Raw genomic sequence first — 13,290 nt, 5'->3', positions numbered from 1 at the left:
ATGAAAAATATTAAATATTTTGTGATAGCTGTTTTTCTATTAATTTTGCAAGGTTGTTCTAATAATGCAGACAAAATGTCCTCAGAAGAAGCTAACAACATTATATCATCTATAAATGCTGAAACTTTAGAAAAAATAGAAATTGATAGTAACAATTCTCTTTTACTCTATGTAAATAAAGAATTTATTACTAAAGAAGATTTTGATAATATAATTTCTACAATTAAAGTAGGTAATAGTAATGGATTATCTGCTTTTAAAAAAGATAATGTTTCTGAAAAAATTTCAAATATACAAGTAGTTTCTAAAAATGGAAATAAAGCTACTTTTAAAACAGGTAACGTAGATGATATAAAATTTAATATCGAAAATAATAAATACTCTGATAATTATGTAAAAGAAACCTTTAATGAATTATCTCAGATTATTATAAGATTTAATGAATTAGCTGGTAGAATAGAGGTAGATTTAAAGCAAAATAACTTAAATGATGCTAGAGTTGATGAATTTAATAAAACATATACAAAATTAAATAAATCTATTGAGAAAGCTAATCTATTAACAAGTGAAAATACTAATTTTGATAATTTATCTCAAATATTAGATAAAGTTAAAGTTGTAGAAAGTAACATTAATACTATAAAGCAATCTGTGGAAAAAGGAGTGTCTACAGGACAATCTAATTTTATTAATAATAGCTATCTTTATATAAATGATTTAGATAAAATAGCTAGAGAAATTGCTAACTTATAAATAATAAAAGAAAATCCTTAAGCCTTATCAAAAGGTTTAAGGATTTTTTAATTATCTATAAAATCAAAAGGAGTTATATCTTCCATTCCAATCATAGAGTCAATAAAATTAATATTTTTTGGAGTTAAAATAAATTCGTTATCACTTAAATCATAGCTATTTTCATTCTCGAATAAAAAATAATTTTTCAAATAAGATTCTCTAATTATAATATTATTTCCATCGATAGCATAGTAAAAAATACTAGGATTACCACAAAGTATAAGTTTTTTCTTTGTTCTAGTTATAGCAGTATATATTAAATTTTTATTTAACATAAATTTATAATTATCAACAAGAGGAACTATAACATATTCAAACTCGGATCCTTGTGATTTGTGAATAGAACAAGCATATGAAAGAGTAATTTGAGATAAATCTTGTTTTTCGTATGTAACAAAATTATTATCGTAATCTACTACTATTTTATATTTATTATTTTCTTTATATATATCGTATATAATACCTATATCTCCATTAAAAATATTATCTTCGGGTCTATTAACTAATTGCATAACACGATCATCAATTTTATATATTAATTCACCATACTCTACTAAAATATCATTATCATTAAAGTTATTTTGAATCATTTTATTAATTTCAGTAATACCGTAAAAACTTTTATATATTGGAGCAATTATTTGTATTTTATCATTTGTAGTATTTTCTAAAATACCGTTATAAATTTTTGATATATTTTCTAGTAAATCATCTTTTCTAGTTATAATAAATTCTCTATCATTAAAATTTTCTAAAATATCAACATTTATGTTATTCTTTATAGAATGTGATAAATTTATAATGCTAGAATTTTCTGCTTGTCTAAAAATTTTATTTAATTTTGTCGTGGATATTTTTTTACTATTAATTAAATCGTTTAGTACATTACCCGGAGCTATAGAAGGTAATTGATCATTATCACCAACTAAAATAATTTTAGCATCTTTATTTATAGATTTTAGCAAATTACTCATTAGAAAAATATCAATCATACTAGATTCATCAATTATTACTAATTTTGAATTTATTTTTTTATCTGGAGAAAATTCTCTCATATCTGTATCTTCACTAGTCCATCCTATAGCTTTGTGAATAGTTGAGGCACTAAAACCCGTACTTTCTGTCATTCTTTTGGCTGCTTTTCCAGTAGGAGCACATAAAGTTAGAATATTTGATTCATTGTCTAAAATTTGTGCGTAAGAGTAATTATTAAGTTTTTGGAATAATCTTATTATTCCTAATATAATAGTAGTTTTACCAGTCCCGGGACCACCAGTTAATATTGAAAAATTATGATGAACAGAATTTTTTATAGCTTCAATTTGGGTGGTATCATATTTTATGTTTAACTCATTTTCAATTTCTAAAATATATTTGTCCACTAAACTAGGTTTATAATCTTCAACTGAAGATTCATTATTAATTCTATTATTAATATCTTGATATATATAGTATTCTGAATAATGTATTTCTGGCAAAAAAATATCATTTTCGATATTTGATAATTGGCCAGTATCTAAACAATATTCTAATGCATCAATAATTTTATTTTTGTCAATTTGTATATTACGTGCTTTATATAGAGTATTATAAGTATGATACAATAGACTATTTTTCTTTATATAAGTATTTCCGCTTCCATAACAATAGTTACTTATAGTATAAACAAATCCAGCGGCAATTCTCTCTATATCATCAGCTACAATACCTATTTTTTCTGCTATTTTGTCAACTGTTGTAAAATTGATACCTTTTATATTACTAATAATAGAGTACGGATTATTTTTTAGTACTTCTAATGTACGTGACTTATATTGATTATAAATTTTCATAATCATATTATTACTTAAATTAAATTCATTTAATTTTAATATTATATCTTGAGTTTGCTTATTACTAATAATAGTTTCATAAATAATTTCTTTTCTAAGTGTAGGTATACCTTTTATGTTAAATAAAGAATCTTTATTAGCATATATTTTGTCTAAACAATCAACTCCTAGACTATCTACAATTAATTCAGCTGTTTTTTTACCAACCCCTTTAAATGTAGGCCCAGATAAATAAGCAATAACAGTTTCTTTATCTTGTTTTATTATTACTTCAGCAGTTATAGCAGATAACTGCATACCGTATTTTTTATGTTCAACAAGTTCTCCTCTGAATGAGTATAATTCATCTTCTTTAAATTCTATATTTTCAAATGTACCTGTAACTGTTAAATAATCACTATCAGTAAATTCATAATTTTCATTTAGAAATACCGATAAAATATAGTAATTATTATTTTGATTTTGAAAAACTATTTTGTTTAGATAACCTTCTATATTTAACATATACTACCTCTAGACTAATGTAATACATTTATATTATAATAATTGATTGTTATTGTCTAGTATTATAATATTTTATCTTATGTAAATATTATAATTTCATTACAAAAAAGTTTATGTACTACAACTTTTTTTATGATGTGATATAATTACAATAATAAGGAGATATATTATGGTAAAATTGAAAAACATTTATGAAGAAATAGTTAAGTTAGCTGATGAAAATTTAGCTGAAAAATGGGATAATGTGGGAATAATGTTGGGAGATAATGAAAAGAGTGTTAAGAAGATTTTAATATCTCTTGATGTAACAACATCTGTAGTGACAGAAGCTATAGAAAAAAAAGTTGATTTAATAATTTCTCATCATCCTTTAATATTTAGTCCTTTATCAAAAATTAATTATAATGATTTTAAAGGTAGAATTATTAGAGATTTAATAAAAAACGATATAGCAGTTATTTCAGCCCATACTAATTTGGATTCTGCCAAAGAGGGACTTAATAACTATATGGCTAAACTGTTAAATTTACAAAATACTAGTGTACTAGTAAAAAATCCAGAAAATAGTGATGTAGGATTAGGAAGAGTAGGAAATTTACCAAATATGATGTCTCTTGATAATTTCATAACCTACGTCAAAGAAAAATTAAATTTAGATTTTGTAAAATTGGTAAAAGCGAATGATAACAATATTAATACTGTCGCTATTCTTGGTGGTTCTGGAGGAAGTTTTATTTACGGATTACCAAATGTAGATATTTATTTAACAGGTGATATAAAATATCACGAAGCTATTGATGCAAAAGAGATGCAGCAAAATTTATTAGATATAGGTCACTTTGCTGAGAAAGCTAGCAAGAATTTATTGAAATCATATTTAGAAAATATAGATTTATCAAAAGAATACGATGTTTTATTATCAGAAGTAGAGTATGAACCATTTGAAATAAAATAGGAGGACAAAAATATGAGTAAAGCTACTCCTACTATGGAAGATTATATAGAAGTAATTTATTACCTAGTAAAAGAAAAGGGGTATGCAAGATCAGCCGATATTGCATCAAAATTAAACGTATATCCTTCAACAGTGACCAAGATGTTAAAGAAGTTAGACTCTGAAGGTTATATCTTATATGAAAAATATAGGGGTATTGCATTAACTCAAAAAGGAAAAAATATGGGTGATTATGCATTAAGGCGTCACAATATATTGGAGGACTTTTTGAGGGTAATAGGTGTAAAAGAGAAGAATATTTATGATGAAGTTGAAGGAATAGAACATCATTTAGGAAGAGATTCTATTAATAAGATACAACTTTTAACTGAATATTTAAAAGAAAATAAATATAAAATTTAGTAGATTGGAAAACATATATGGCAGATAAAGAATACTTAAATTTATGTAGATACATTTTAGATAACGGTGTATTAAAAGCTGATAGAACAGGGGTAGGTACCAAAAGTATTTTTGGTTATCAGATGAGATTTAATTTATCTAAAGGATTTCCATTACTGACTACCAAAAAAATTAATTTTAATTTGATATGGTCAGAATTATTATGGTTTATAAAAGGAGATACAAATATTAAGTTTCTTTTAGAAAACAACAATAATATTTGGAATGAATGGGCGTTTAAGAAATGGATAGAAAGTTCAGATTACACTGGTCCAGATATGGAAGATTTTGGTCATAAATCGCTATCTGATCCTGAGTTTAATAAAGAATACCAAAAACAAATGAAGAGATTTAAGGAACTTGTTTTAAATGATATTGCTTTTGCTGAAAAATATGGTGATTTAGGTAATGTTTATGGTAAACAATGGAGAGATTTTAATGGTGTAGATCAATTAAAAAATGTTATTAATCAAATTAAGAATAACCCCGCATCAAGAAGAATAATATTATCTGCTTGGAATCCAAATGAAATTGATGATATGGCTTTGCCACCTTGTCATACTATGTTTCAATTCTATGTGTCAGACGGTAAATTGAGTTGTCAATTATACCAACGTAGTGGAGATGTATTTTTAGGAGTACCATTTAATATTGCTTCTTACTCATTATTGACTATTTTAATAGCAAAAGAATGTGGTTTAGAACTTGGAGAGTTTGTCCATACTTTAGGAGATGCTCATATTTATACAAATCATTTCGATCAAGTTCAACAACAACTTGAAAGAAAACCTTATAATTTACCAACGTTATGTATCAATAACTTTGATACTATTTTTAATTTAAATATAGATGATGTGTGGGTAGAAAATTACGAGTGCCACTCGTTTATCAAAGCGCCAATAGCTGTATAAGAATGGAGAATAATTATGATATCTTTAATAGTAGCATATGATAAAAATAGATGTATAGGAAGTAATAACACTATTCCATGGAATTTAAAAGAAGATATGAAAAGAGTTAAGTCATTAACCACTAATCAAACAATATTAATGGGAAGAAAAACATACGAAAGTATAGGGAAACCTCTTCCTAATAGAATTAATAGAGTTTTAACTAATAATAGTGATTATGTTGCTGAAGGAATAGAATTATTTTCTAATATAGATGATGCTTTGAGAAATGTTACTACAGAAAAAATATTTATCTTTGGTGGAAGTACAATATATGAGCAACTTATAGATGTATGTAATGAGATTTATATAACGGAAGTTGATGCAGATATAAATGGAGATAGCTATTTTCCTAAATTAAAAGAAGAAGAATGGCTTTTAATTAGTGAAGAAAGTTTTAAAAAAGATATTAATAATGAATATGATTATAAATTTCTTTATTATAGAAAAAAAGAGGTGTAGTTATAATGGCTAAAATAAAAATAGTTACTGATAGCGCAGCAGATTTAACAAAAGAAGAAATAGAAAAATATAATGTTGAAGTGATTCCTTTAACAGTTACTATAGATGATGAAGAATTTGAAAACATTGATAATAGATTATATATAGAGAAAATGAGAACGACTGATAAATTTTCTACTAGCCAACCAGCTGTAGGAAAATTTTATGAAATATATGAAAAATGGACTAAACAAGGTTACTCTGTTATATCTATTCATATTTCAGATGTAATAAGCGGTACTGTAAATACTGCAATGTCAGTAGCAGCAGAATTTGATAATGTTTATGTGATTAATAGTAAATCGGCATCTAGTGGAACGGCGTATTTTGTAAAAGATTGTGCTAAGTGCATTTCTGAAGGTATGCAAGTATTAGATATAGTTAATTATTTAAATAACAAAGTAAATAAAGTTATTACATATATAACTATAGATAATTTAAACAATTTAGTAAAAGGTGGTCGTATAAAAAAGACAGCAGGTCTTATAGGAAGTTTGCTAAACATTAAAATTTTAGCTAAATCTACCGACAAAGAATTAACACCATTAGAAAAGGTTAGAGGTAAGAAGAAACTCGTTCAAGCATTAATTAGTAATATGAGTGCTGATATTAAAAATCAGACAATAAAAACGATAAGTTTACCACATGCTCTGTCTTTTGAGTATGTAGAGTTAATAAAAACTGCAATATATGAAAATTTTAACTATAAAGTAAAAGATGAAGATATTTTTGTAACGACACCTATAATATCTACTCATACAGGAGAAGGTGCCGTAGGAGTTTTAATAGAGTTAGCATAATTTTTAGGAGGTAACTCATGACAAAATTTGACAATACTGATATTTTTAATAAAGCAGAATATAATAGAGAATTTATTAAGTTAACTTTAGATAATGTTATAGATATTATAGAAAGTAAAGGGTATGATCCTGTTAGTCAACTTATGGGATATATAAAAACAGAGAATCCGGTTTATATACCTAGATACAACGGAGCTAGAGAAAAAATTATTAAAATACCAACTGAGGATTTATTAGAATATTTAATTCATTATTTTGTAAATAATAGAAACTTTGATTAAGGAGATGCGATGATAGGTAAGAGAATTATGGCTCTTGATTACGGAAGTAAAACTATAGGGGTAGCTGTAAGTGATGCTTTACATATTACGGCTCAAGGTGTAGAAACTATACAAATTAATGAAGCCATAAAAGATTTTAAAATAAAAAGAATAAAAGAATTAATAAAAGAGTATGACGTATCCAAAATAATAGTAGGATTGCCTAAAAATATGGATAATAGCATAGGATTTAGAGGAGAAGCTACTCTAGAATTTGTAGAAATTTTGAAAAATAAACTAAAAAATATAGAAGTTATTTTACAAGATGAAAGACTTACTACTATGGGAGCTGAAAGAATTTTAATAGAAGCAGATTTATCTAGAAAAAAACGTAAAAAGGTTATAGATAAAATGGCAGCTGTTTTAATTTTACAGACTTATTTAGATTCAAAATAATATTAATATATAAAGGAGAAAAGAAATGAACGAGAAAGATTTAGATAAAATGAATGTAGGAATGGACGAAGAAGTTTATACATTGAGTGATGAAGAAGGCGTAGAAAAAGAGTATAGAAAAATATTAGAATTTACTAATCCTACGAATAATAATTTATACTATATTTTTACAGAAGAAGCAAATATTGATACTGAGGAACTTCAAATATTCCCTATGGTTTGTATTGAAGAAGGAGATCAAGTTAAATTTGAACCTGTAGAATCTGACGAAGAATTTGACATGATTTCTGAAGTATTGGATATATTATATTCTGATTCTGAGGAGAATTAATAAGCAATGAGAGAAGATAAGTTGAAGCGTCGTGATGAACTACGAGCAAAAAACAGAAGAAAATCTAGAGATATTTTACCTACTATTTTGATAGGAATTATGTTTTTATTGATAGCTATTTTATCATATACATATTATTTAACAACGCCAGTAGATAAAGATAATCAAAATAAAGTTATTGTAGAGATTAAAGAAAGTTATGGAAGTAGTATAATAGCGGACAAGTTGTATGAACAAAAATTAATTAAAAGTTCAAATATGTTCAAAGTATACGCTAGACTACATCCTAATAGTAACTTTTATGTAGGTAATTTTGAACTTAGTCAAGATATGAATATGGCAAACATTTTTGAAAAATTAACAGATAAGAGTAAATCTAATTCAGGTGTTAATTTGTCTATTATAGAGGGAGATAATATAGAAAAAATAGCTGTGAAAGTAGAAAAGGTTACAGATATATCAGCAGATACTTTCTTATCTAAAGTAAATGATGAAAAATTTATTGCAGAATTAAAAAATGAATATCCTGATCTTATAACAGATTCATTAGATAATCCAAATATTAAATATAAATTAGAAGGATATCTATATCCAGCAGCTTATAATATAGATAACTCTAATAAATCTAATGTAGAAACATTAATAAAACAAATGATAAAAACAACTAATGATAGAGTGATTCCTCAATATAATAAAAATAGCAAGGTGTGGAGTATGTCAGGTGTTAATAAAAATATAAATATTCATCAATATGTAACTATGGCAAGTATTTTAGAAAAAGAATCTACAGCAGATACAGATAATAAATCTATAGCTGGAGTTTTCCTGAATAGATTGAAAGTAAACATGCAATTACAAACAGATCCTACCGTATATTATAGTGTAGGTAAAAATACTGGAGCGTTGACTGTACAAGATTTAGCTAATACAAATCCTTATAATACGTATACTAATTTAGGATTACCTCCAGGACCAATTGCAATGCCTAGTCAAAAATCTTATGAAGCCCTTAACAATGCTACACAACACGATTATTTATACTTCTTGACTGATAAACAAGGCAAAGCATATTTTGCAAAAACTTATGCAGAACATGAAGAATTAGCTAGAAAGTATGTAGAAGGATATATTTCAACTAATTAATATGAGTTTAATGTTTTATAAATTTTTAGTAATATATTTAAGTTAATATGGGTAACGAAATAAGCTTGAACAATAATTTTGTTCAAGTTTATTTTGTTGTGTACCACACCTGCATTAATTGACTTTTAATTCAAATTAATTTATAATTAGTTATATTTTGTGAGGTAATAATATGGATAAAAATAACAATGTACAATGCTCATTTTGTGGAAAAAATTCAGATGAAGTTTTTAAAATGATAGCAGGTAGAGAAGTATTTATTTGTGATGAATGTGTTGACTTATGTTATGATATGATAGATCAACAGAAAGTTTTAGAAGATAGTGTAAGCTTAGATAATAATTTTAAATTGCTTAAGCCTAAAGATATTTTTAAAAATCTTAATGAATATATAATTAGTCAAGATAAAGCTAAAAAGTCTGTAGCTGTAGCTGTTTATAATCATTATAAAAGAATAACTTCTAGTAAGGAAAGAGAAGATATTGAGCTTCAGAAGAGTAATATTGCTTTGATAGGTAGTACAGGGTCAGGAAAAACTTTAATAGCCCAAACATTAGCTAAAATGTTAGATGTTCCTTTTGCTATAGCAGATGCTACCACTTTAACAGAAGCTGGATATGTAGGAGAAGACGTAGAAAATATCTTATTGCGACTTATCCAAAATGCGAATTATGATATAGCTCGTGCTGAAAAAGGAATTATATATATAGATGAAATTGATAAAATCGCCAAAAAAGGAGAAAATGTTTCGATAACTCGCGATGTTTCTGGAGAAGGTGTGCAACAAGCATTATTAAAAATTTTAGAGGGCACTATAGCAAGTGTTCCACCTCAAGGTGGCAGAAAGCATCCGGGTGAAGAGATGATAAAAATAAATACAAAAGATATACTTTTTATTATTGGTGGTGCTTTTGCAGGAATTGAAGAAATTATTAAACGCCGTTTAGGTGATAAAATAATAGGATTTTCTAAAACAGATATTGCTGGAGAAGATGATTCAAAAGAATCTATTATTTCTAAAATAAAGCAAGAAGATTTAGTAAAATTTGGAATTATTCCAGAATTTATAGGAAGAATACCTATTATATGTTCTTTAGAGGAATTAACAGAAGAGGATTTAGTTAAAATCTTAATAGAACCTAAGAATTCAGTAGTGAAACAGTACAAATATTTGTTTGAACTAGATGGCATAGAACTAATATTTGAAGAAAAAGCTTTATTAGCTATAGCAAGAGAGTCTATAAAAAGAAAAACAGGAGCAAGAGGATTGCGTTCAATTATAGAGGAAATATTAATGGATGTTATGTTTGAAGTTCCTAGCAAGAAAAATGTTAGTAAGTGTACAGTTACTGAAGAAAATGTAAAAAATAAAACAAGACCGCTATTAACATAAGGAGAATTTATTTTGAATAAATATTATTTATTAGAACATAAAGAGTTTTTTGTTCCAGGTCATAGTTATATTCTGGAAGTTTACGATAAAAACTTTTTGAAAATTTTTGAAAATCTAGAAAAAGACAAAAAAATTAATGTTTTTGTTACTAGTAATAGGAAACCGCTAGATAACTTTAATGAAAATTCAGATGAAGACAGTATTTTTGATGAAAATGGATTTAATAAATATTTTGGAATGTATGGAGATATTAGCTACGATAAAAAAAGTAAATTGTTTACATATGCTTGTGAAGGTGTAGCTGAAATTAAAAGTGGTGTTTATAAGGACAATATAGTAGAGTATTTGGATATAGAAAAATCAAAACTAAGAAATACAGATTTTGATCAAAATGAAACTTTGAAAACATTGAAAATATTGTTTAAAAACTTCCAAAATATTAATAAAACAGATGTAGGATTTCATAATATAAATGATTTAAATAAATTTATTAACAAGAACCTTAAATATTTTCCATTAGATGAGCTTACTATGAAAAAAGTAGCTTTTACACTTGACTTGGAAAAAAAGGTTAAATTTGTTACAGATGCTATTGAGAAATTTTTAGGAATAGCAGAATATAAAAATGAGATAGATACTAAGGTTAGAATAAATATTGATAATCAGCAAAAAGAATACTTCTTAAGAGAACAAATGCGAGTAGTGCAAGAAGAGTTAAAAGAATTGTCTCCCGATGAAGATGATATAGAAAATCTTAAAAAGCAAATTTTAGATTTAAAGCTAAATAAATCGGACGAAGATTTGTTGTTAAAAGAGTTATCTCGATTAGAGAAAACTCCTCCAATGGCACCAGAACACGCAATAATAAGAAGTTACTTAGAAACTGTTCTCTCTCTACCTTGGAATATTTCTACTGATGATCAAATAGACATAAAAAAATCAGAGAAAATATTAAATGCTGATCATTATGGGTTAGAGAAGATAAAAGAAAGAATTTTAGAATTTTTGGCTGTAAAAAAATTACGTGCAGATATGAAATCTCCGATTTTATGTTTGGCAGGACCTCCTGGAGTAGGAAAGAGTTCACTTGTTAAATCTATTTCTTCTGCTATGAATAGAAATTTTATTCGTATATCTTTAGGAGGTGTACGAGATGAGGCAGAAATAAGAGGTCATAGAAGAACTTATGTTGGTGCATTACCAGGTAAGTTGATTCAATCTTTAAAGAAAGTTAAAAGTAAAAATCCCGTTATTTTATTGGATGAAATAGATAAAATGGCATCTGACATAAAAGGAGATCCTGCTGCAGCTATGTTAGAAGTTATAGACCCAGAGCAGAATAATGAATTTGTTGATCATTATTTGGATATACCTTTTGATCTGTCTAATGTATTATTTGTAGCAACAGCAAATAACATTTCTCTAATTCCAGCACCACTTAGAGATAGAATGGAAGTTATTGAATTAGGATCGTATACAGTAAAAGAAAAAGAAAATATTGCAGCTAAATATTTAGTAAAAAAACAATTAAAAGAAAATGGATTAACTAATAAGAATGTATCATTTACAAAACCAGTAATTAATAAAATTATTAATGGTTATACTTATGAAGCAGGAGTTAGAAATCTAGATAGAATAATAGGTAAAGTATGTAGAAAAGCAGCTTTAAGAGTTTTAAGTGGTGAAGAAAAGATAAAGTTAAATGTAGATAAAATCACTGAATTTTTAGGACCAGCCAAGTATGATTTAAAAGATAAGAATGTTACTCCACAAATAGGAATTGTTAATGGTTTAGCATATACCTCTGTAGGTGGAGATACCTTGGAAATAGAAACAAGTATTTCAAAAGGTAATGGTAAAATAATTCTTACTGGTAAGCTAGGAGAAGTAATGAAAGAATCTGCTCAAACAGCTATATCATATTTACGCTCTAATTCAGAAAGTTTAGGTTTAGAGGATATAGATTTTAGTAAGATAGATATTCATATTCACGTGCCAGAAGGTGCAGTTCCTAAAGATGGTCCTTCAGCAGGTATAACTATAACAACTTCTCTTTATTCAAGCTTGACTAAAAAGTATGTTGATAACAATATTGCTATGACTGGAGAAATTACATTACATGGAAGAGTACTACCTATTGGAGGAGTAAAAGAAAAACTACTAAGTTCGGAAAAAATGGGTATTAGAAAAATTATTTTACCTTTGAAAAATAAACCGTATATAACAGAAATACCTACTGAAATCTTAGAAAAGTTAGATATTAATTTTGTGACAAATATTACAGAAGTTTTTGATATAGTTTTTAAAGGGGTTTAATATGGTGAAGTTAAATACAAATAATGTAGAATTAATGATTAGTGCTGTATCAAAGAAGCATTATCCAAAGCATAATATGCCTGAGGTAGCCATGTGTGGTAGATCAAATGTAGGGAAATCATCTTTTATAAATACTATTCTTAATAGAAAAAATTTTGCAAGAGTTTCTTCAAAACCAGGAAAAACAAGAACATTGAATTTTTTCAATGTAGATAATAAAGTTGCATTGGTAGATGTTCCAGGTTACGGATATGCAAAATTATCAAAAAAAGAAAAAGAAAAATTATATGATATGATTGTTGAATATTTTGTTAATAGCGAAAAGTTGAGTTTTGTTCTTCATCTTATAGACAGCAGACACAAACCATCTGAAGATGATATAATGATGAATGAATTTTTAAATTACTATGAAATACCTTTTGTGATAGTTTTAACTAAAGTTGACAAAATATCTAAAAATGATTTAAGTAAAAATCAGAATAAAATAAAAAATAGTCTAGATTTAACTTATAACATAGATATAGTACCTTTTTCTTCTGTAAAAAAATTAAATATTAATAAAATTTTAGATAAGATAAATGAAATTATATAGATAAAAGTGAGAGATTTTCTC

14 protein-coding genes are annotated in these 13,290 nt (G+C 26.2%); 13 read left to right on the top strand and 1 reads right to left on the bottom strand.

From position 1 onward, the window contains the following. Nucleotides 1–753, top strand: coding sequence for a hypothetical protein (locus HZY83_RS00655; protein ID WP_179942189.1), 753 nt, complete (start codon nt 1–3; stop codon nt 751–753). A gap of 47 nt (nt 754–800) precedes the next feature. On the opposite strand, the gene recD2 is transcribed toward HZY83_RS00655, so the two are convergent. Further along, nucleotides 801–3,131, bottom strand: a complete 2,331-nt coding sequence (gene recD2 / locus HZY83_RS00650; RefSeq protein ID WP_179942188.1) for an SF1B family DNA helicase RecD2 — start codon at nt 3,129–3,131, stop codon at nt 801–803. A 169-nt stretch (nt 3,132–3,300) separates the two neighbouring features. Here recD2 and HZY83_RS00645 point away from each other — a divergent pair, with 169 nt between their 5' ends. The 12 genes from HZY83_RS00645 (at nt 3,301) to yihA (ending at nt 13,269) form a co-directional block, all read left to right on the top strand. Continuing rightward, complete coding sequence (locus HZY83_RS00645) at nt 3,301–4,086, top strand: Nif3-like dinuclear metal center hexameric protein (protein WP_179942187.1); 786 nt, start codon at nt 3,301–3,303, stop codon at nt 4,084–4,086. A gap of 12 nt (nt 4,087–4,098) precedes the next feature. Beyond that, nucleotides 4,099–4,488 (top strand): transcriptional regulator MntR, encoded by a 390-nt coding sequence (gene mntR / locus HZY83_RS00640; RefSeq protein WP_179942186.1) that lies wholly within the window; start codon nt 4,099–4,101, stop codon nt 4,486–4,488. Between the two features lie 17 nt (nt 4,489–4,505). After that, entirely contained in the window at nt 4,506–5,438 is a 933-nt protein-coding gene (locus tag HZY83_RS00635) for a thymidylate synthase (RefSeq protein ID WP_179942185.1), read from the top strand. A gap of 15 nt (nt 5,439–5,453) precedes the next feature. Then, on the top strand, nt 5,454–5,939 hold the full coding sequence (locus tag HZY83_RS00630; RefSeq protein WP_179942184.1) for a dihydrofolate reductase: 486 nt from the start codon (nt 5,454–5,456) through the stop codon (nt 5,937–5,939). A 5-nt stretch (nt 5,940–5,944) separates the two neighbouring features. Next, nucleotides 5,945–6,778 carry a DegV family protein gene (locus HZY83_RS00625; protein WP_179942183.1) on the top strand — a complete coding sequence of 278 codons (834 nt, stop codon included), beginning with the start codon at nt 5,945–5,947 and terminating at the stop codon, nt 6,776–6,778. A gap of 17 nt (nt 6,779–6,795) precedes the next feature. Then, nucleotides 6,796–7,059, top strand: coding sequence for an IreB family regulatory phosphoprotein (locus HZY83_RS00620; protein WP_179942182.1), 264 nt, complete (start codon nt 6,796–6,798; stop codon nt 7,057–7,059). A gap of 9 nt (nt 7,060–7,068) precedes the next feature. Further along, nucleotides 7,069–7,494, top strand: coding sequence for a Holliday junction resolvase RuvX (ruvX, locus tag HZY83_RS00615; RefSeq protein WP_179942181.1), 426 nt, complete (start codon nt 7,069–7,071; stop codon nt 7,492–7,494). A 25-nt stretch (nt 7,495–7,519) separates the two neighbouring features. Continuing rightward, nucleotides 7,520–7,825 (top strand): DUF1292 domain-containing protein, encoded by a 306-nt coding sequence (locus tag HZY83_RS00610; RefSeq protein WP_179942180.1) that lies wholly within the window; start codon nt 7,520–7,522, stop codon nt 7,823–7,825. 6 nt (nt 7,826–7,831) lie between these two features. Then, entirely contained in the window at nt 7,832–8,968 is a 1,137-nt protein-coding gene (gene mltG / locus HZY83_RS00605; protein ID WP_179942179.1) for an endolytic transglycosylase MltG, read from the top strand. A 172-nt stretch (nt 8,969–9,140) separates the two neighbouring features. Then, complete coding sequence (gene clpX / locus HZY83_RS00600) at nt 9,141–10,361, top strand: ATP-dependent Clp protease ATP-binding subunit ClpX (RefSeq protein WP_179942178.1); 1,221 nt, start codon at nt 9,141–9,143, stop codon at nt 10,359–10,361. Between the two features lie 12 nt (nt 10,362–10,373). Then, nucleotides 10,374–12,677 (top strand): endopeptidase La, encoded by a 2,304-nt coding sequence (gene lon / locus HZY83_RS00595; protein WP_179942177.1) that lies wholly within the window; start codon nt 10,374–10,376, stop codon nt 12,675–12,677. A 1-nt stretch (nt 12,678) separates the two neighbouring features. Further along, on the top strand, nt 12,679–13,269 hold the full coding sequence (yihA, locus tag HZY83_RS00590; protein WP_218925286.1) for a ribosome biogenesis GTP-binding protein YihA/YsxC: 591 nt from the start codon (nt 12,679–12,681) through the stop codon (nt 13,267–13,269). Nucleotides 13,270–13,290: the final 21 nt, after the last annotated feature.

The organism is Gemella sp. GH3 (assembly GCF_013415425.1).
In the GTDB taxonomy this organism is placed as follows: Bacteria; Bacillota; Bacilli; order Staphylococcales; family Gemellaceae; genus Gemelliphila.
Note: the sequence above shows the minus strand (reverse complement) of the source record. Positions and strands in the feature narration are given on the sequence as shown.

Excerpts from the sequence above, each read along its gene's own strand:
- HZY83_RS00625 (WP_179942183.1), top strand. The coding sequence starts at position 5,945 with ATGGCTAAAATAAAAATAGTTACTGATAGCGCAGCAGATTTAACAAAA.
- HZY83_RS00655 (WP_179942189.1), top strand. The coding sequence starts at position 1 with ATGAAAAATATTAAATATTTTGTGATAGCTGTTTTTCTATTAATTTTG.
- HZY83_RS00620 (WP_179942182.1), top strand. The coding sequence starts at position 6,796 with ATGACAAAATTTGACAATACTGATATTTTTAATAAAGCAGAATATAAT.
- yihA (WP_218925286.1), top strand. The coding sequence starts at position 12,679 with ATGGTGAAGTTAAATACAAATAATGTAGAATTAATGATTAGTGCTGTA.
- mltG (WP_179942179.1), top strand. The coding sequence starts at position 7,832 with ATGAGAGAAGATAAGTTGAAGCGTCGTGATGAACTACGAGCAAAAAAC.
- ruvX (WP_179942181.1), top strand. The coding sequence starts at position 7,069 with ATGATAGGTAAGAGAATTATGGCTCTTGATTACGGAAGTAAAACTATA.
- recD2 (WP_179942188.1), bottom strand. The coding sequence starts at position 3,131 with ATGTTAAATATAGAAGGTTATCTAAACAAAATAGTTTTTCAAAATCAA.
- HZY83_RS00645 (WP_179942187.1), top strand. The coding sequence starts at position 3,301 with ATGGTAAAATTGAAAAACATTTATGAAGAAATAGTTAAGTTAGCTGAT.
- HZY83_RS00630 (WP_179942184.1), top strand. The coding sequence starts at position 5,454 with ATGATATCTTTAATAGTAGCATATGATAAAAATAGATGTATAGGAAGT.
- clpX (WP_179942178.1), top strand. The coding sequence starts at position 9,141 with ATGGATAAAAATAACAATGTACAATGCTCATTTTGTGGAAAAAATTCA.
- mntR (WP_179942186.1), top strand. The coding sequence starts at position 4,099 with ATGAGTAAAGCTACTCCTACTATGGAAGATTATATAGAAGTAATTTAT.
- HZY83_RS00610 (WP_179942180.1), top strand. The coding sequence starts at position 7,520 with ATGAACGAGAAAGATTTAGATAAAATGAATGTAGGAATGGACGAAGAA.
- HZY83_RS00635 (WP_179942185.1), top strand. The coding sequence starts at position 4,506 with ATGGCAGATAAAGAATACTTAAATTTATGTAGATACATTTTAGATAAC.